Origin of the sequence: Trichococcus sp. ES5 (genome assembly GCF_900067165.1) — a bacterium.
Taxonomy (GTDB): Bacteria; Bacillota; Bacilli; order Lactobacillales; family Aerococcaceae; genus Trichococcus; species Trichococcus flocculiformis.
Genome location: NZ_FJND01000012.1, coordinates 1 through 19,130 on the forward strand (window position 1 = coordinate 1; position 19,130 = coordinate 19,130).

The window sequence follows — 19,130 nt, forward strand, 5'->3', positions numbered from 1 at the left end:
AAAAAAAATGAAAAAAATTTTTAAAATGACCAAAACCACGAAAAAGGTACGCACTTTTTAACAAAATAAAAAAGCCGAAAAAAGCTGTAATAGCAGCATTTTCTCGGCTTTTTTCCTTCTACAAGTGTCAAAGACAGGACTATACTAACATAAATATTTTGAAAAAAAAACCAACAAGCTGTTTTTTGTCGGACTATCGCCTAAGAATTTACTAAGAAAATCGTTTACATTCATATTCTTTATCAGGTATAATAATATGTTACAATACATCAGAATGAAATTGTGAACTATTTCTGCAGATAATTTGTGCATATCGTCGCGTCCACTAATTAATTGTCAGGAAATAAATAAATGGCTCCAAAAAAAAGAGGCCATCTCTGGCCTCTTTTTCTCAGTTGGATCTGTTCTTCGAAACACCGATACGGTTGACAGCTTTCGAAAGCGAGATCTTCGCACGTTGGAATTCTTTTTCATTTTTGATGTCGCGGGCTTCTGCCATCCGTTTTTCGGCGCGTTCTTTCGCTACTTCGGCACGGTCGATATCAATATCCTTTTCGCGCTCCGCACTGTTCGCAATGATGTTGACGATATTGTCGCGCACTTCCATGATGCCGCCATTGACGGCAATATGGTTCTGCGCCAATTCATCGGTCACACGCGTTACAATCAGGTCAGCAATCGCCAGAGGAACAATGATTGGGGTATGGTTTGGCATGATCGTAATGCCGCCATCCGTTGTCGTTGCGCTCACCGCCTTAGCACGATGCTGAAAAGCGATACCATCAGGCGTCACCACATTCACTTGCAGGTATGCCATCTCATTCCCCTCCTTTGTAGCCTAGTTCTTTCGCTTTTTTCAGAACTTCTTCTATCGTACCGACGTTGCGGAAAGCTTCTTCTGGCACTCCGTCGTATTTACCTTCAACAATCCCTTTGAAGCCACGGACAGTTTCCGCCACAGGGACGTACGACCCCGGTACTCCGGTAAACGCTTCGGCTACGTGGAAGTTTTGGGACAAGAAGAATTGGATTCGTCTTGCGCGGTTAACAGTAATTTTTTCAGAATCGGACAGTTCATCCATCCCTAGGATAGCGATGATATCCTGCAGTTCACGATAACGTTGCAAGATGCGTTGCACTTTGGTGGCCACTTCGTAATGTTCATCTCCGACAATTTCCGGAGATAACGCGCTGGAAGAGGAAGCCAATGGATCAACGGCAGGATAAATCCCTTGTTCCGTCAATTTACGCTCCAAGTTCGTTGTTGCATCCAAATGGGCGAATGTTGTTGCAGGAGCCGGATCGGTATAGTCATCCGCTGGCACGTAGATTGCTTGAATGGAAGTGATTGAACCATCTTTAGTGGAACTGATTCGCTCCTGAAGTTGGCCCATCTCAGTTGCTAAAGTCGGCTGATAGCCTACTGCTGAAGGCATCCGGCCCAATAGTGCGGAAACTTCTGAACCAGCTTGAGTGAACCGGTAGATGTTATCGATGAACAACAGCACATCCTGTTTTTCTTCATCACGGAAATGCTCTGCCATCGTCAAACCGGACAAGGCGACGCGCATACGTGCACCTGGTGGCTCGTTCATCTGACCGAATACCATGGCTGTCTTTTTGCCGACTCCAGATTCTTGCATTTCGTGATAAAGGTCGTTTCCTTCACGCGTACGCTCGCCGACACCAGTGAATACAGATATGCCGCCATGCTGTTCCGCTACGTTGTGGATCAATTCTTGAATCAGGACCGTCTTTCCGACACCGGCCCCACCGAAAAGCCCGATTTTTCCGCCTTTCAGATAAGGAGCCAGTAAATCGATGACCTTGATGCCTGTTTCGAGGATTTCAAAGTTACTGCTCAACTGATCAAACGTCGGTGCTTTTCTGTGAATGGACTCACGACGGAAATCATCAGGAACAGCTCCCTTCAAATCGATTGCTTCACCCAAAACATTGAACACACGGCCAAGGGTGCCTAAACCAACTGGTACTTTGATTGGCGCACCGGTATCGACAACTGTCAAGCCTCTTTGCAGGCCATCGGTCGATTCCATTGCGATTGCGCGAACCACACCATTTCCCAATTCGAGTGAAACCTCCAAAACGATGGTTTCCCCTTCTTCATTACTTCCAGCTGCGGCTGCCCTATGCACAATCAGCGCGTTGCGGATGTCCGGCACACCTTCTTCCAATGGGAAGCCAACGTCGACTACCGGCCCGATTACTTGTACAATATGACCTTTTTTCATGCCTTTTCCTCCCATTTTCTAATCTTCCAGAGCAGAAGCTCCACCGACGATTTCGGTGATTTCTTGCGTGATTGCAGTCTGTCTCACTCGGTTGTACTGAATCGTCATATCATTGATCATATTGGTCGCATTATCAGTAGCACTCTTCATGGCCGTCATGCGGGAAGCATGCTCGGATGATTTAGCATCGATAATGGCACCGTAAATCAAACTTTCCGCATATTGCGGCAGTAATATTTCTAAAATTTCTTCTTTGTTCGGTTCAAATAGATAATCGACTTCGTAACCAACCGCTTCTTGGGAATCCAAGTCCGTCAACGGCAGCATTTTTTCAGCCCGATATTCTGAGATCAGAGCGTTGACATGATGTTTGTAACAAACGTACAATTCATCAAAAACCCCATCACGATAAAGTTGGATTGCCTTAACTACGATATCGCTGACTTCCGTGAAACTCGGTTGGTCATTCAGGTCCCTGATTTCGAATGCGACTTCGATCCCACTTTTTCTGAGATCATCAGCCACAGCTCCACCGACCGACAGCACAACAAACTCATCGTTCGAAGCGTGATCGACCGCAAGCATATCTTTTGTCGCTTTCAGGATCGAACTGTTGTATCCTCCGGCTAAGCCTTTATCTGAGGAAATGATCAGATAGCCCGTTTTGCGGACCGGCCGTTCGATCAGCATATCGTGAAAATCGACAAGAACTTGATCGCTCGCCGACACATGACCATGCTCTTCAAGCAAAGATAATTGCGTGCTGGCAATATGTGTTACGATTTCGCGTATTTTTGCTGCATAAAGCTGATATCCCCGCACCTTTTGTTCGGCGCGGATCAGTTTGGAGGCAGATACCATTTGCATGGCGCTTGTTATTTGACTTGTCTTCTTTGTGGAAGCAATGCGTTTCCGGATGTCTATTAAAGACTCTGCCATATTATCACCTCAATATTATCTGTTCATGCTGACCCTTCTACTCGACGTGCGGAATGAAGATTCCCGCGAATGCTTTCAGCGCTTCATCCAAGTCTTCCGTAGGCGGTAAGTCTTTTGTCTCCTTGATGATGGAGAACAGATTTGGATAAGACATTTTGACGAATTTGAACAATTCAGACTCGTATCGTTCGATATCCTGCACCGGAATCGAATCAATAAATCCGTGGGTCAATGCATAGAGAATGAGAACTTGTTTTTCGACATCCAAGGTCTTGTGCAAGTCCTGCTTCAGTATTTCCACGGTTCTGCGGCCGCGGCTAAGACGTTTTTGCGTGGAAACATCCAAGTCCGAACCGAACTGGGTGAATGCTTCCAGCTCGCGATAGCTGGCTAAATCGATACGTAATGTACCGGATACTTTTTTCATGGCTTTGATTTGAGCAGATCCTCCGACACGGGAAACGGAGAGACCTGCAGATAGAGCCGGACGGATTCCTGAGAAGAACAGGTCGCTTTCCAGGAAAATCTGACCATCCGTGATGGAGATGACGTTCGTCGGAATATAAGCGGAGATATCCCCGGCTTGTGTTTCAACAATCGGCAAGGAGGTGATGGAGCCACCGCCCAATTCATCGTTCAATTTTGCTGAACGTTCCAACAAACGGGAATGCAAGTAGAAGACATCCCCTGGATACGCCTCGCGGCCTGGCGGACGACGCAAAAGCAAGGACATTTCACGGTAAGCAGCCGCCTGTTTGGAAAGATCATCATAAACGATAAGAACGTGCTTGCCGTTGTGCATGAACTCTTCCGCCATTGCGGTAGCGGCGTAAGGTGCGATATAGAGCATCGGCGCAGATTGTGAAGCACTTGCGGTCACGACAATCGTATAGTCCATTGCATGATGCTTCTTCAACGTTTCCGTCATATTGCGGACTGTCGATTCCTTTTGCCCGATGGCGACATAGATACAGATAACATCTTTTCCGCGTTGATTCAGAATTGCATCGATTGCAATACTGGTTTTCCCGGTTTTGCGGTCACCGATGATCAGCTCGCGTTGGCCTCGACCGATCGGAACCAAAGCGTCCAATGCTTTTAGACCGGTCTGAAGAGGTTGTCTGACGGATTGACGATCCATAACGCCTGGTGCTGCATTTTCAACGGGTCTTGTGCCGGTGGTTTCGATGCTGCCCAAGCCATCCACCGGACTACCTAATGCATCCACAACGCGCCCGATCAAAGCATCACCGACCGGTACTTCCATGATTTTGCCTGTACGTTTGACGATATCGCCCTCATGGATATTTTCATAAGCTCCAAAAATGATGATGCCGACATCGGTCATCTCCAGGTTTTGGGCCATACCGATGGAACCGTTGGAGAATTCCAGCAATTCACCGGACATTACGTTCTCCAAACCTTTCGCGCGGGCGATTCCATCACCAATGTAGGTAACTTTTCCAATTTCTTCAAACTCTGATACAGATTGAAAAGTGTTGATCCTATTTTTGATCAATGAACTCAAATCTTCGTTTTCAGTAGCCATATTATTCACCTCTTCAACCCTATTAATCTTTTAGGATATGTCTCTTCATTTCTTTCAACTTCGTAGCGATGGTATTGTCGAAATAATGGTTTTCCGACTCCAACCGGACGCCGCCAATCACAGTGGGATCGACCACTTCTTTCACAAAGAAGGTCGCTTCCCCGATTCTTTTTTCCATTTTGTCCATGATGCGCATTTTTTGTTCCGCTGTTAAAGGAACCGCAGAAGTCAACTTCACATTCACGAGTACTTTTTTATTTTCATACAGCTCATTGAACGCTTTGATGGAAGCCAAGATACCTTCGTTATCAAGATTATCTTGGAGTCCCTCTAGAAACCGAAGCGTCTCAGGAGCAAGATACTTCACAGCCAAATCAAGATTTGGCTGCTCTCCTGCATCTGAATCTGCATGATTGAAGGCTTCTTTCAACTGCGAAAGATCAAGATAGAGTCTGTCCGCAGTCTTCGAGTCAGTCAGGCGGTTATAGTAGGCTTGTACATAGGCTTCTACAGTTGTGGTTGCTTTGCCGTCCTTAACCATATCAATCATCCAGCCCTTCAATGAAAGCTTCAATCAATGTTTGTTGGTCTGCTTGCTTGATTTCCTTGCCGAGGATCTTTTCAGCGATTTCCACTGATATGACTCCGATTTCGGCACGCAAACCTTCAAGAGCCTGTTTTCTTTCGAGTTCCAGCTCTTTTTGGGTCACTTGTTTGATCCGTAATGCATCTTCTTTTGCTTCTTTAATGATGTTCTTTTGTATTTCATTGCCTTCCGCTTGAGCCCTGTTCAAAATATCGCTCGCTGTAGTTCTGACTTCTATCAATTGCGCATCGACTTCCGCATGTTTCTTCTCGGCATTCTCACGCGCAGCTGCCGCTTTATCAATATTTGCATGTATCATTTCTTCACGATCCGTTAAGATCTTCATCAAAGGCTGCCATGCGAATTTTTTGATAAGAGCCATCAATATCAGAAATGACAGTAGCGTAACAATCGTATCACCTAATGCGGTAATCTCTCCCAATACGAGATTGGCTGTCATTCTCATCCCTCCTGTAGTTATCGGTCTTGCTGGTCCCTATTATTGGAAAATCAGTAAGAAAGCTATAACTACCGCCATGATGGGAACAGCTTCGATCAAACCGACACCGATGAACATCAAAGTCTGTAATCTGCTTTGCAATTCTGGTTGTCTTGCGATCGCTTCGATTGTAGTAGAAATAACCTTTCCATTTCCTAATGATGCTCCGATGGCCGCGCCGGCAACCGCAATAGCAGCTCCTATAAAGTTCATAATAATAATCTCCTTTTTCTCATATATTAATACATACTTATTAAGCTCATGGATCAGCAGTTTTATTCCGCTTCGATCTTATGGGCGAGGTAAACCATAGTCAACGTAGTGAAGACGAAAGCTTGGATGGATCCGATAAAGATGGAAAATCCTTGCCAAACCATTTGGAGAGGAATCCCAACCACCCAAGTCAATAAGCCATATGAATTCGCTAATGAAGCAATCAACCCCAACAAAATTTCACCAGCATAAATATTTCCGTAAAGACGCAACGCCAATGTCAATGTATTCGTGAATTCCTCCAAAAGTTTGATCGGCATGAGCGGTGCGACCGGACGAATATAACTGTTCATGAAATATTCCTTGAACCCATTTTCTTTAATACCGAAATAATGCGTCAGCAAAATCACCATTAACGCTAAGCCTAATGTGACGATCGGACTGGCTGTCGGACTCTTCCAATAGGAATGGCCATCGATGTTCAAAATGAACACAAGACCTAACATATTGGCAACCCATACAAATAGGAATAAAGTGAATCCCAACAAGTGGAATTGTTGCCCAACTTTCCAATGAAGCGAGCTGGAAATCATATTCCGTATAAAGTCAACCAAATATTCAATAGCCAATTGGCTTTTGGATGTTGGCCTCACTGCCAGTTTCCGGGTAGCAATAAAACAAAATAAAAAAACAATGATGCACGTCGCCAATACACTTATGATGATATTCAAACTGAAACCCAATCCCATAAAATGGATGACTTTAGATTCAGCTTCCAATATTTTCACCTCTTTTCAATACAAATAAAAAAAACAGCTATGCCAAACCTAGTCCACGCTACATTATTTTAAAAGACATTCGTAAAAGTAGACAACTAATTCAGCTGGACCTCCCATACTCTAGTCACAATAAGTGGCTATTTCATAAGTTTCTTTGCATATCTGTTCAACATCGCTAATCATAACACCAAGTTTATCGAAATTCAAAGCAAATCTACATATTATAAGTATATTTTCGGTTTTTTTATGAAAATGATGAAAAGATACCGCCTTCACAACCAAAGATACTCGAAGTGTAAATATAATTATAGCATTCTGAAAATCCGACAATTAACGCTAAAGTGATTTTACAGGGGAAATAAAAGCAACTTTATTGCTCCTAACGCTATGTTTGAAAACCTTCGATACTGTAGCCTTATCCAATTAAAGTATAACAAACTTAACTTGAACAATAAAAATGAGCCAGAAATCCTCGTTGGATTTCTGGCTCAGCTCTTTGTTTTCATTTTTCAATATGATGTAAATCGGAAGGACGTTATCATTCTAATATTGATGTTTTGACATTTACGGACACATTTGTCTGAACGTCTTTTTGAACCATTATTTTGTGCCGAACAGTCGGTCACCGGCATCTCCCAAACCAGGAAGGATGTAGCTGTTTTCGTCCAATCTTTCATCCAACGAAGCTGCATAGATATCCACATCCGGGTAAGCTGCATGCAACGCGTCCACTCCTTCAGGAGCTGCCACAAGACAAATGAATTTCATGGCTGATGGCGATGCGCCTCTCTTTTCCAAAGCTTCAATAGCTGCGATAGCTGATCCGCCTGTAGCCAGCATTGGATCAACGATGAATAATTGACGTTCCTGGATATCAGTCGGCAATTTGACGAAATACTCTACTGGTTCCAAGGTTTCGTGGTCACGGTACATTCCGATATGACCAACTTTTGCTGCCGGCAACATCGCCAAGAAACCATCGACCATCCCTAATCCTGCACGCAAAATTGGAATGATGGCAACTTTTTTACCTGACAATGTTTTTTGAGTCGTTTTTACCAATGGCGTTTCGATCTCGATGTCTTCCAAAGGCATGTCCCTTGTTACTTCATAAGCCATCAACATGGCGATTTCACTTACTACTTCACGAAATACTTTTGTTCCGCACTCTTTCTCGCGGATAATTGTTAATTTGTGTTGAATCAACGGATGATTCATTACATGGAATTCTCCCATATACTTTTGCCCCACTTTCGTTTTTTTGCTCAGTCTATTGTAATTGAAAACCGATACAAATACCAGAAATAAAACAATGAGAAAAACCTAAAAGAGCTGCCTCATTGGGAGACAGCTCTTAATAATCTATTTAAGCTTCTGTTGAAACTGGTTTTTTGTGCAATGGGAACGCTTTTGTGATGGCATGGACCGCCGCACGGATTTCATCCAATTTTGCTTCATCCGTGTGGTTTTGGATCGTTTCCACAATCAATTCAGCAATCTTACGAGCTTCCGCTTCCTTAAGGCCTCTAGTTGTGATGGCAGGAGTGCCGATACGGATGCCGCTGGCTTTGTTTGCGCCCAGCGTTTCAAAAGGAATCGTATTTTTATTGACAGTGATTTCAACGGTATCCAACAGTTTTTCTACTTGTTTTCCGTTCAAACCGCTGCTGGTTACATCCAACAGCAACAAGTGGTTATCGGTTCCGCCGCTGATGACGCGCAAGTCGGATGCATTAAAAACATCAGCCATTGCTTGGGCATTTTTGATGACTTGCCCGATGTATTCAGTGTACTCTGGTGTTGCAGCTTCAAAGAAGGATACCGCTTTAGCAGCGACGACGTGCTCAAGAGGTCCGCCTTGGATTCCAGGGAAGACAGCACTGTTCAACTTTTTGCCGAATTCTTCTTTTGCCAAGATGACGCCTCCACGAGGACCGCGAAGTGTTTTATGTGTCGTCGTAGTTACGATGTGGGCATATTCAACCGGATTTTGGTGATGTCCTGTTGCACAAAGTCCTGCAATATGAGCCATATCCACCATCAGATAAGCACCGACTTCATCAGCGATTTCTCTAAAACGTTTGAAATCGATTGCGCGCGGATAAGCGCTGGCACCGGCAACAATCAATTTTGGTTGTTCTTTCAAAGCGATCTCTCTGACTGTGTCATAGTTGATCGTTTCGGATTCTTTTTCTACGCCGTAAGCCACGAACTCATAAGTCTGACCGCTGAAATTCACAGACGCACCATGAGTCAAATGTCCCCCGTGACTCAAGTCCATCCCCAAAATCTTATCGCCGGGCTGGACCAAAACACGATAAGCAGCCATGTTCGCTTGTGAACCGGAATGTGGTTGTACATTGGCATATTCTGCACCGAAGATTGCTTTGATGCGATCGATGGCCAAGTTTTCGATGACATCGATAAATTCGCAACCGCCATAATAACGACGACCAGGGTAGCCTTCAGCATATTTATTTGTCAAGATGCTGCCTTGCGCTCTCATAACATCTTCAGATACAAAGTTTTCGGAAGCAATCAGTTCGATCCCGTTCTCTTGTCTTTCGCGTTCTTTATCAATTGCTGCAAATAATTCTTTATCCATGTTTGCACCCTTCCATCACATTATTCCAAAATTTAAATCAATTAAAAAATGTAAGTTGAGTATAGCATAAATTTTCAGGAAATAAAGCATATAAGCTCCTGGAATTGAATATTTTTTACAAAAAGTAAGCTAAAGACGGATAATAGACGATAATTCCGGCTATTTTTTCGGATATTTCGCTGAAGCCGCTTTTTCCATACGATTCATGAATGCCTTGCCGAGGCCATTCGGATCGTAGGCTTCTGCCAAAATCACATCGACAGGCTGCTCATCAAGATACCTCAGCCCCGCATATAGGCGTTGCGATGCCACCGTCACATCCGCCTTCGGTCCTAATGAGAAAGTAGCGCGCGCTGCTTCCTTATGCGCAGTCAGCTTTTCTTCGGAAGCCAAAATACCGATTTCTTTGCCTTGATCGTGACACTCCTCGATGGCGGCTTTCCAATCGGCAGTCGTTCCATCAATCAGGATGACCGGTTGAGTAGGAGAATAGTGTTGGTACTTCATTCCTGGCGCTTTCGGAGCCTCTGTCTCGTTTGCTGTTCCGGCATTTGCTGCCAGTTTGCCGATGACCGGCTCCAACTGCGCTTCCGTGATGGCACCCGGACGCAAAATGATGGGTCCGACTGCGTTAGTCAAATCCAAAACGGTTGATTCCAAACCAATTTGCGTCTCTCCTCCATCGAGGATGCCGGCAATTTTGCCTGAAAGATCGTGCAGCACATGTTGGGCAGTCGTCGGACTCGGTTTGCCTGAAGTATTTGCGCTCGGTCCAACCAAGGGAAAACCGGTTTTTCTGATCAATTCCAGCGTCTGTTCTTGGTCCGGCATCCGCAGCGCGACTGTATTGTGCCCTGCAGTGACGGTCGGTGCAAATATCCCTTCCTTCATCGGAAAAATCAAAGTCAGAGGACCTGGCCAAAAAGCCTCCATCAAAATTTCTGCCTGTTGCGGAACAAAGGCCACATATTTCGCAATCTCGCGATCGGATACATGAACGATCAAGGGGTTATCACTGGGTCTTCCTTTCACTTTGTATACATTTTTTACGGCTTCATCATTTGATGCAATGGCGCCTAGGCCGTAGACAGTCTCGGTCGGGAAAGCAATCAAGTCTCCGGCTTTCAACAGCTCGGCTGCCTCATCGATTGTTGAGGCGTCGTATATTTTTGTTTCCATAATACTGTATGCTCCTTTCTCAATGTTTTGGCTGGCGAAGACGCTGATCAGGTAAAAAAATAGCCGGGGCAATTGCCCGCAGCCATTTTTTGCCCATGGATATCAGGCGACTCTTTTCATCTTATACACAATAAACCTGATGGCTAGCTTCACGGTTCATCCCTTCGGAAAGAACAAAGAAACCTGTTCAGCTTTTCTTATTTTACTATCAGCATGCGGTCGAGACCGGACAGATCCTTTTCGATCGTGACGGTTTTATCCGGGAAAGCTTTTTTGTAGAGTTCCAACAATTTTTCACCTTGGTTGAAGCCGATTTCCATGAATAGGCATCCGTCCGTTTTCAAATGGAACGGCAGCGTGAAGGCCATCTTTTGGTATAGATCCAATCCGTCATGATCAGCAAACAACGCCGAATGTGGTTCGTACTCCAAAACAGAACTGTCCATCAGGCTAATTTCATCTTCGCTGATGTAGGGAGGATTGCTGAGGATGCAGTCGAACGTTTCCAGTTGTACCGGCTCCAGCAGATCCCCTTGCAGGAAGCGGATCTGCACATCCAGTTGATCCGCGTTCTCCTCAGCAACGACCAGGGCTTCTTGAGAAAGATCAGTGGCGGTCACTTCATCCTGCGGACGTTGCTTTTTCATCGCAATGGCGATAGCTCCGGATCCCGTCCCGATGTCCAGGACCTTCTGGGGACCTTTCCCCTCCAGGCATTTCAAAGCCCGCTGCACAAGCTCCTCCGTTTCCGGACGTGGAATCAATGTAGCTTCCGTGACTTTCAAAGGGTATCCGTAAAACCATTCGACACCTACGATATATTGTATCGGTTTGCCCGAAACATACTCTTTGATATCACTGAAATATTGCTTGTATTCCTGATCCGTGATCGGGTCGGCAAAACGCATCAACAGATCCGTCTTTGTCCAGCCTAAACGATCCAAAAGTAATCTTTCAGCGGCCAACGGACTTTTTTCATGCTGTTCCAAAAAAAGCGCACCATTCTGCAAAGCTTGCTGGTAACTGAGCTCGTTAGATTGATCCATTGTTCAGGGACTCCAATTTTTGCGTCTGATCGGCCATTATCAACGCATCGATGACTTCGTCCAGCTTTCCGCTCAAAATCGTATCCAATTTTTGCAGGGTCAAGCCGATCCGGTGATCCGTAACGCGGTTTTGCGGAAAGTTGTAGGTACGGATCCGTTCAGAACGATCACCCGTCCCGACTGCGGATTTACGCGTTGCATCATATTCGGATTGTGCTTCAGAAGAGATTTTGTCATATACACGCGTACGCAAAATTTTCATCGCTTTCTCGCGGTTTTTGATTTGGGAACGTTCGTCCTGCATCGCAACGGCAATGCCTGTCGGTAAGTGGGTCAAACGGACAGCCGATGCAGTCTTGTTGACATGCTGCCCGCCGGCTCCGCTGGCATGGTAGATATCTGTGCGGATATCTTTATCATCGATGTTCAATTCAACATCTTCCGCTTCCGGCATGACGACTACGGTAGCAGTTGACGTATGCACACGCCCTTGTGATTCTGTTTCCGGAACACGTTGGACACGGTGCGCGCCACTCTCATATTTCAGTTTGGAGTAAGCTCCTTGGCCGCTGATCATCAGGATGATTTCTTTGTAACCACCGATGCCGGTGATATTCGCGTCCATGACCTCGACTCTCCACCCTTGGCTTTCTGCAAATTTGCTGTACATCGTGAATAACGTACCCGCGAACAGTGCAGCTTCATCCCCTCCGGCAGCCCCTCGGATTTCCATGATGATGTTTTTATCATCGTTCGGATCGCTAGGCAACAACAAGACTTTAATGCGCTCCTCAAGTTCCGTTTTTTCTTTCTTCAAGTCGCTCAATTCTTCTTTAGCCATAGCCGCCATATCCTCGTCCAAATTTTCCGACAACATCTCTTCGGTATCGGCTATTTCGCCTTCCACTTCTTTGTAACGCTTGAAGGTCGCAACTTTCTCCCTCAGCCCTGCTTCTTCTTTAGTTAATTCCAGGAATCGTTTTGTATCAGAAAGAACTTCCGGATCGCTCAACAATTCGGAAAGTTCTTCATAACGGATAATGAATGCATCTAATTGATCATACATAACTTTTTCAAACCCCTCTTTTTTGTTTCTGATTATTTGTTTTAGGCCAATGGCGGATGATGGTAATGATTGCGACAGACGGGAAGATAGGATTCATTTCCGCCAATCTGGATTTGTTCACCTGCATATACTGGTTTTCCATCCACGACACGCATATTCATGATTGCTTTTTTATGACAATACCAGCAGATGGTTTTTATCTCTTCTATCTTATCCGCGTAAAGCAACAGATATTTCGAGCCTGCAAACAATTCGTTCTGAAAATCATTCTTCAATCCGAACGCCATCACCGGAATCGCCAGTTCGTCGACGATGCGCGCCAGTTGGATGACATGCGCCTTGGACAGGAATTGGGATTCATCTATCAAGATACAAGCGGGCCTTTTCGGATTTTTGGCGACTTCCAAGAATACATCCATATCATCTGCAATCGGGATAGCTTCGCGCTTCAATCCGATCCGACTAGAAACATATCCGATACCATCACGATCATCAAGCGCGCTTGTGAAAATCATTACCGACTTGTTCTGCTCTTCATAATTATAGGCGACCTTCAGGATCTCGATCGATTTCCCGCTGTTCATCGCCCCGTATTTAAAAAATAACTGTGCCATCATGTCCACCTTTCAAACAGCCTCTTGCCTACTTTTCATCCATCGATCGGAATTCCTTGCAAAAAGAAAGGATGCACTTATGTCATCCTGCTTCCGACCCCGCTATTATCTCACCTTCATCATTCCGCTCCGATCAAGATTACCGGAGCGGAAAAAACTGAATAACATCCCGTATAATGATAGTAGGAAATGGCTGCAAAGTCAATAAAATTCACGATTACCGACTGTCCTTCAGCAATCGAAAGCCCCGTTTCTGACACGAGGCGTAATCTAAAAATATTCATTCCCGGTAAATTCTGCTATACTAACGCTATCGAAAAAAGCCTTGTTATATGCTATGATGGCAAGAGAAATATAAGTAAGGAGCGAATTTATTTGACTATCCGCGGTTCACTAGCAATCAATATCGGCAAGATCGCCCAGTGGGGTCTTCAGACATTCACCAAAGGCGGAACAAGTCTGCCCGGCAAACTGGCCGTCAAATTGGATCCCGACGTATTGCAACATCTTTCCGAAAATTTTGATGTTGTCATCATCACCGGCACGAACGGCAAAACATTGACGACATCTTTGACTTATCATGTTCTACAGCAAAAATATCCGCATATTTTGACGAATCCAACGGGGGCCAACATGGAGCAAGGCATCATTTCCTCTTTCTTGGAAGGCTATTCGCGCAAAGTCAAAAAGGAAAGAGCCTTTGCTGTCCTTGAGGTCGACGAAGCCAGCCTCGTTAAGGTTACGAAGTTCATCAAGCCGAAAGTCATCGTCAATACGAATGTTTTCCGCGATCAGATGGACCGATTCGGAGAAATCTATACAATCTACCAGAAGATGGTCGATGGCGCTGCATTGGCACCTGATGCTGTCATTCTCGCGAATGGGGACAGCCCGATCTTCAACTCAAAAGAGTTGGTCAATAAACAAATCTATTTCGGCTTCAATCATGAACCGGATGGAGACACCTTGGCGCATTACAACACGGACGGCGTGCTTTGTCCGAAATGCCAACACATTTTGCGCTATAAATTCAATACCTACAGCAACCTTGGGAAATACTACTGCCCGCATTGCGATTTCAAACGGCCAGAATTGACTTATGCTGTCACCAAAGTCGATAAGCTGACGCACAAAAGCTCTTCTTTTGAGATCGATGGTCATCCGTTCCAGACAAATGTTGCGGGACTCTACAATGTCTACAATGCCTTGGCTGCTTATTCGGTCGGCAAGCATTTCGGATTGACGCCCGAAGAGATCCAGGCCGGCTTCTCGGCGGCACAACAAAAATTTGGACGTCAAGAAACGATCACCGTAAACGACAAGGAAATCATCCTGAATCTGATCAAAAATCCGGTCGGCCTGAATCAGGTAATCGATCTTTTGCATTACGAAGAGGAACCATTCAGCGTCGTGTCGATCCTGAATGACCGCCCGGCAGACGGAACCGATGTCAGCTGGATCTGGGACGGAAATTACGAGAAATTCTTGGATTTTGATATCCCGAAAGTTACCGTCAGCGGCATCCGCCAAAAAGAGCTGACCCTACGGATGAAGGTTGCCGGCATTCCGGAAGATAAGCTGGAAGTGGTTCCGGAAATCTCCGATGTCATCAAAACTTTCAAAAATGCTCCCACGAAAAAAATCTATGTGATGGCAACTTATACCGCTGTGCTGCAACTCCGTAAAGAGCTGGCGAACCAGGGCTATTTAGCGGAAAGGATGAAATAAATGCGACTACGTATTTGCCACTTGTACGGCAACCTACTGAACACATACGGCGATAATGGCAATCTTTTGATGCTCCAGTACTGCGCCCGTGAAAAAGGCGTCGATTTCGAAACCGAAATCATCAGCTTGGACCAACCGTTCGATCCCAATAAGTATGATCTCGTCTTTTTCGGGGGAGGCCAGGATTACGAACAGTTCATCGTCTCCAAAGACATTCAAGCTAAAGCAGCAGGAATCAAGGCATACATCGAAAACGATGGTGTTCTGTTGGCCATCTGTGGTGGCTACCAATTATTGGGACACTATTACATGGATGCGTCCGGCAATAAAATACCCGGCATCAGCGCGCTGGACCATTATACCCTGAGCCAGGACAATAACCGGTTCATCGGCGACATCGCCATCCGCAGCGAAGAATTCAACGAGACTTACGAAGGATTCGAAAATCATAACGGACGCACCTTCCTTGGCGAAAACATGCGTCCCCTCGGAAAAGTCGAAAAAGGCATGGGCAACAATGGCGAAGATAAAACCGAGGGTGCCCGCTATAAAAATGTCTTCTGCTCCTATTTCCATGGTCCCCTTTTGGTCCGCAACATCCACTTGGCTAACCGCATCGTTGATATGGCCATTGCCCAGCATAACAAAAAGCTTGAAAAATAAATCGAAAAACAGAGGTCGGGACAAATGTCCTGGCCTCTGTTTTTGTCTATGCTTACTGTTATTCCATCATGAACGAAAGCACGATCGTCAGCACTACGAATGCCAACAGACCGGCGATGAACAACCAGGCTTGCCATCTGGCCATATTCAATGTGCTGCCAATGCCAAAACGTTTTTCGACAAATAGCGACGGATCTTCCGGGTTGTAATACAATACGCCCCATTTCCAGAAGCGCTCTTCGTCCGTCTCCGTCACTTCATCCGGTAATTCGCCCGCTTCATTCAGAAACAATTTCTCGCCTCCTTGGCCGTATTTCCAGGTCAAATAGACGCTGTACCCAACGATGATGACCACGAACGGAATGGTCATACCGATGATCCACTGGGCACCCTTGTCTGCGAAGAACAAGGAGAAAAAATGAATGCCGCTCAACAAAAGTTGCGTCAGCACCGTCACGATCAGGAAGTAATAAGACCAAGCCTGGCGGAATAATTTACTCTGTTTGCTGGAAAGATCAGATAGATAAGGGGAAATCTTCTGTTTCGATTTGATGAAGGAATAATGACTGAAAAAAATCATCGGAATCATCAACAATTGTATCGCAGGCAGCATGAATACATTCACATACGTTTTATCAACGATCCGATCCGGTTCATTCGAACTGTTCCAGTGAACTGGGAATTGCTCGGGTATCAGGTCATAGAAATAGAGCGTGACCGCTACCGTCACCAGCAAGATGAACAGTTGAGCCGAAACGAAAACCGAATGGGAGACCACCTTCAGATCTTTGTGATAGGCGGTATCGATGACGATTTTGGCTTTCTTTGGTTCAATTTTGATGTCGTTGGCTATTTTCCAACCGCGGAGCTGTTTCCGCTTCTGCAGGTATAGCAGGAAGGAAAGGAAGATGAAGGCAAACATCGCGACCGTCACATAGATGCTGGTGACCATCTCCACTTTCTCTCCATCTTCCCAGCGAAGAAAGAAAAATATTGGCGCAGCAAGCAGGATGCTCCCCATCACATTTTGGTAAAGATAGGCTTTTTTCAGCTTCAAAACATAGGGGTCTTGCTGATGCGCGGTCGGAACCGTCACTCCAAACGGTGTACCTAACCTGCTATAATAGGGCGTAATGCCGTTGACGACCCCAATAATTAAAAATAATATCACCATAAACCAACTAAAGATCAGCATGTGTCTTCCCCTCTCCTTTCAACGCTTTCTCGATTTCATTCAGCCATTCACGGAATGTTTCGTCAGTGACCTCAAAAATCTGTTTATCGATCAAGATCTCCTTGAGCTTATCCTGCATCGCCGCTTTCGTGGCCTCATTGGAAGCTATCATTGCACGCTCACTGACAAAATAGCCTTTCTGATTTTTAACCAGGACGCCTTCGTCCGCCAACAGATTGTATGCCTTATTTACGGTGTGCATGTTGATGCCCAATTCACTGGCCAAACTCCGCACGCTCGGCAATCCATCGCCAAATGACCATTCCCTTTTAAGGATGCCTATTTTGATCTGGTACATCAATTGCGTGTAGATCGGCGTATCGCTGTTCGGAAGAATTTCGATGAACATATTTACCCCTCCTGTCCGTTATATAACAAGTATAACAAATATGGCGGAATTTGCAAGCCGGAATAGGTGTGCTGCCGTCTTTTCCGGTTAAGGCAGTCTTCCCCGGAGTTCCACATTATTATACGGCCCCAAACACACCACAAAAAACGGCATGCGACCGATAAACACCGGTCGCATGCCATTTTTCCACATTTGCTCTCTCTACTAGTAACTTTCTTGCAACGCACGGACACTGTTTTCCGTCACGACCGAAGTATCGCAAAGCAAATCGATCGGATGTTGTTTCTTGCTTTGGAAAGCAGCGACCAGATAGATCACTGCCACAGTTTTGCCAATGTAGCGACCAACGCCTTCGCGGATCAAGACGGTCTGCCAACTGAGGTTTTCTTCCTTGAAGCAGACGACACGGATGCCGAAAATCATTTTCCCAACTGTTTGGCCGTTTGTATATTTCGTCGTCAGCATGAAATATCCGACAAGGATCAACAACTGAAGAAATCCGAATAAGGTCAAGGGATTGTTCCCTAGCATACTGATGCCGCCCAAAGCGAAAATCGGCTTGATCAAAATCCCTACCAATGCCTGCACAATCAGCAAGTCGACGAGGTAGGCAAACAACCTGATCCAAAAACCGGCGAATACGTAATCCGGATAGCGGTGAAACGGGCGTTCCTGCTGGTCGGAATAGCGTTCGGCTTCCTCCCAGGCTATTTTCTTTTTGCGGATTTCTTCCAAGCGTGCTTCATGCGTAGTGGTTTGCTCTTCCATCATCACTCACCTCCGTAGAGATAAAGCAATCTCGGAGCGGCGGTTGTCCCGAAAGTGTCGCGTAGCAGCTGCAGTTCAGAAAGCGTCTGATTTTCCTGGCTCGTCAGTTTGGCAGCCGCCTGAGCGAACAACCAAGAAAAATCGGAAAACAGGCCAGGTGTCGAAGTATAGTCGAATACTTCCGCATCCTCGAGGTCATAAGCGGTTTTCATCGCTTTCAATGCATCATCCGTATAGGCTATCTCATCCACCAATCCAAGCGTTTGAGCCTGTGTGCCGGAATAAATCATGCCGTTCGCAACAGCGCGGACCTCTTCTTCCGGCATATTCCTTCCCGTTGAAACGACAGTGACGAAACGCTGATAAGCCTCATCGACGTAGGCTTGAAGCAACGCGCGTTCTTCCTCTGTCATATCCCGATCCGGCGACCCGATGTCCTTGAGGCTGCCCGACTTGATTGTGTTGTATTCGATACCCAGCTTTTCAAGCAGCCCCGAGTATTCGATCGCCTGCATGATGACGCCGATCGAACCGGTAGTCGTTTCAGCAGTGGCATAAATCTTATCCGCACCAGCGGAAATGTAGTAGCCCCCACTTGCAGCAGTTCCTTGCATGGATGCATAGACCGGAAGTTCCTTTTCAGCAGCAATGCGGTACAATTTATCGTGCGCCTCCGCACTTTCATAGACCCCGCCGCCCGGGCTGTCGACTATCAAGAAGATCCCTTTGATTGTGTCATCCTCTTCGATGGCTTTCAACTGCTCCAAAAAAAGGTCATGATCGTAACTGGAGCCGTCCGTCAGCACACTGCCCGCACCTGATTGAATCGTCCCTTCGATATGCAGAACCGCAATCCGATTGCTGGCATCGCCACTTTCCAAAACATTTTCCTGCAAGCTCGTTCCTGGTATCAGATTGCCCGTAAGCTGGCTGAGGGAGTCTTCCGTTTGGTCAGCCAACCGGGTCGACAGAAATTGTGAACCAAGCGATGCCACGAAAAGAACCAGCGCGATCGCTACCGCAATCCATCTCTTTTTGTTCATCAAGCATTCCTCTTTTCA

Annotated in this window: 20 protein-coding genes; 2 read left to right on the forward strand and 18 right to left on the reverse strand. The window is 45.8% G+C overall.

Going from position 1 to position 19,130, the window contains the following annotated elements; translation table 11 throughout:
* Positions 1-391: 391 nt before the first annotated feature.
* The 14 genes from TES5_RS09750 to TES5_RS09815 all read right to left on the reverse strand — a co-directional run bounded on the left by TES5_RS09750 (position 392) and on the right by TES5_RS09815 (position 13,327).
* On the reverse strand, positions 392-817 hold the full coding sequence (locus tag TES5_RS09750) for a F0F1 ATP synthase subunit epsilon (protein WP_068561682.1): 426 nt from the start codon (positions 815-817) through the stop codon (positions 392-394).
* Position 818: 1 nt separating this feature from the next.
* Positions 819-2,252 carry a F0F1 ATP synthase subunit beta gene (gene atpD, locus TES5_RS09755; protein ID WP_068561752.1) on the reverse strand — a complete coding sequence of 478 codons (1,434 nt, stop codon included), beginning with the start codon at positions 2,250-2,252 and terminating at the stop codon, positions 819-821.
* 18 nt (positions 2,253-2,270) lie between these two features.
* Positions 2,271-3,191 carry a F0F1 ATP synthase subunit gamma gene (locus TES5_RS09760; RefSeq protein ID WP_068561683.1) on the reverse strand — a complete coding sequence of 307 codons (921 nt, stop codon included), beginning with the start codon at positions 3,189-3,191 and terminating at the stop codon, positions 2,271-2,273.
* A gap of 37 nt (positions 3,192-3,228) precedes the next feature.
* Positions 3,229-4,740 (reverse strand): F0F1 ATP synthase subunit alpha, encoded by a 1,512-nt coding sequence (gene atpA / locus TES5_RS09765; RefSeq protein ID WP_068561684.1) that lies wholly within the window; start codon positions 4,738-4,740, stop codon positions 3,229-3,231.
* A 22-nt stretch (positions 4,741-4,762) separates the two neighbouring features.
* Positions 4,763-5,290: a F0F1 ATP synthase subunit delta gene (locus TES5_RS09770; protein ID WP_068561685.1), complete on the reverse strand. Its 528-nt coding sequence runs from the start codon at positions 5,288-5,290 to the stop codon at positions 4,763-4,765.
* Positions 5,283-5,786: a F0F1 ATP synthase subunit B gene (gene atpF / locus TES5_RS09775; protein ID WP_068561686.1), complete on the reverse strand. Its 504-nt coding sequence runs from the start codon at positions 5,784-5,786 to the stop codon at positions 5,283-5,285. The genes TES5_RS09770 and atpF overlap by 8 nt, the downstream gene beginning before the upstream one ends.
* A 39-nt stretch (positions 5,787-5,825) precedes the next feature.
* Complete coding sequence (atpE, locus tag TES5_RS09780; RefSeq protein WP_068561687.1) at positions 5,826-6,038, reverse strand: F0F1 ATP synthase subunit C; 213 nt, start codon at positions 6,036-6,038, stop codon at positions 5,826-5,828.
* A 62-nt stretch (positions 6,039-6,100) separates the two neighbouring features.
* Positions 6,101-6,817 carry a F0F1 ATP synthase subunit A gene (gene atpB, locus TES5_RS09785; protein ID WP_068561688.1) on the reverse strand — a complete coding sequence of 239 codons (717 nt, stop codon included), beginning with the start codon at positions 6,815-6,817 and terminating at the stop codon, positions 6,101-6,103.
* A gap of 600 nt (positions 6,818-7,417) precedes the next feature.
* Positions 7,418-8,053, reverse strand: coding sequence for a uracil phosphoribosyltransferase (gene upp / locus TES5_RS09790; RefSeq protein WP_068561689.1), 636 nt, complete (start codon positions 8,051-8,053; stop codon positions 7,418-7,420).
* Positions 8,054-8,183: 130 nt separating this feature from the next.
* Positions 8,184-9,422 (reverse strand): serine hydroxymethyltransferase, encoded by a 1,239-nt coding sequence (glyA, locus tag TES5_RS09795; RefSeq protein ID WP_068561690.1) that lies wholly within the window; start codon positions 9,420-9,422, stop codon positions 8,184-8,186.
* A 159-nt stretch (positions 9,423-9,581) separates the two neighbouring features.
* Positions 9,582-10,601, reverse strand: coding sequence for an L-threonylcarbamoyladenylate synthase (locus tag TES5_RS09800; protein WP_068561691.1), 1,020 nt, complete (start codon positions 10,599-10,601; stop codon positions 9,582-9,584).
* 197 nt (positions 10,602-10,798) lie between these two features.
* A complete protein-coding gene (gene prmC / locus TES5_RS09805) occupies positions 10,799-11,647 on the reverse strand; it encodes a peptide chain release factor N(5)-glutamine methyltransferase (RefSeq protein WP_068561692.1) in 849 nt (282 codons plus the stop codon).
* Positions 11,634-12,713, reverse strand: a complete 1,080-nt coding sequence (gene prfA, locus TES5_RS09810; RefSeq protein WP_068561693.1) for a peptide chain release factor 1 — start codon at positions 12,711-12,713, stop codon at positions 11,634-11,636. The genes prmC and prfA overlap by 14 nt, the downstream gene beginning before the upstream one ends.
* Before the next feature lie 41 nt (positions 12,714-12,754).
* The gene (locus TES5_RS09815) at positions 12,755-13,327 is read right to left on the reverse strand and encodes a thymidine kinase (RefSeq protein ID WP_068561753.1); all 573 of its coding nucleotides are present in this window, start codon (positions 13,325-13,327) and stop codon (positions 12,755-12,757) included.
* A gap of 375 nt (positions 13,328-13,702) precedes the next feature.
* Here TES5_RS09815 and TES5_RS09820 point away from each other — a divergent pair, with 375 nt between their 5' ends.
* Complete coding sequence (locus TES5_RS09820; protein ID WP_068561694.1) at positions 13,703-15,055, forward strand: Mur ligase family protein; 1,353 nt, start codon at positions 13,703-13,705, stop codon at positions 15,053-15,055.
* Complete coding sequence (locus tag TES5_RS09825) at positions 15,056-15,718, forward strand: type 1 glutamine amidotransferase (protein ID WP_068561695.1); 663 nt, start codon at positions 15,056-15,058, stop codon at positions 15,716-15,718. It abuts the gene before it with no gap.
* A gap of 58 nt (positions 15,719-15,776) precedes the next feature.
* Here TES5_RS09825 and TES5_RS09830 read toward each other — a convergent pair whose 3' ends face one another.
* The 4 genes from TES5_RS09830 to sppA all read right to left on the reverse strand — a co-directional run bounded on the left by TES5_RS09830 (position 15,777) and on the right by sppA (position 19,112).
* Complete coding sequence (locus TES5_RS09830) at positions 15,777-16,913, reverse strand: DUF1648 domain-containing protein (protein WP_068561696.1); 1,137 nt, start codon at positions 16,911-16,913, stop codon at positions 15,777-15,779.
* Positions 16,900-17,301, reverse strand: a complete 402-nt coding sequence (locus TES5_RS09835) for a GntR family transcriptional regulator (RefSeq protein WP_068561697.1) — start codon at positions 17,299-17,301, stop codon at positions 16,900-16,902. Before TES5_RS09835 ends, TES5_RS09830 begins: the two co-directional genes overlap by 14 nt.
* A 204-nt stretch (positions 17,302-17,505) precedes the next feature.
* Entirely contained in the window at positions 17,506-18,072 is a 567-nt protein-coding gene (locus TES5_RS09840) for an RDD family protein (RefSeq protein WP_143148223.1), read from the reverse strand.
* On the reverse strand, positions 18,072-19,112 hold the full coding sequence (gene sppA, locus TES5_RS09845; protein ID WP_068561698.1) for a signal peptide peptidase SppA: 1,041 nt from the start codon (positions 19,110-19,112) through the stop codon (positions 18,072-18,074). The genes TES5_RS09840 and sppA overlap by 1 nt, the downstream gene beginning before the upstream one ends.
* Positions 19,113-19,130: the final 18 nt, after the last annotated feature.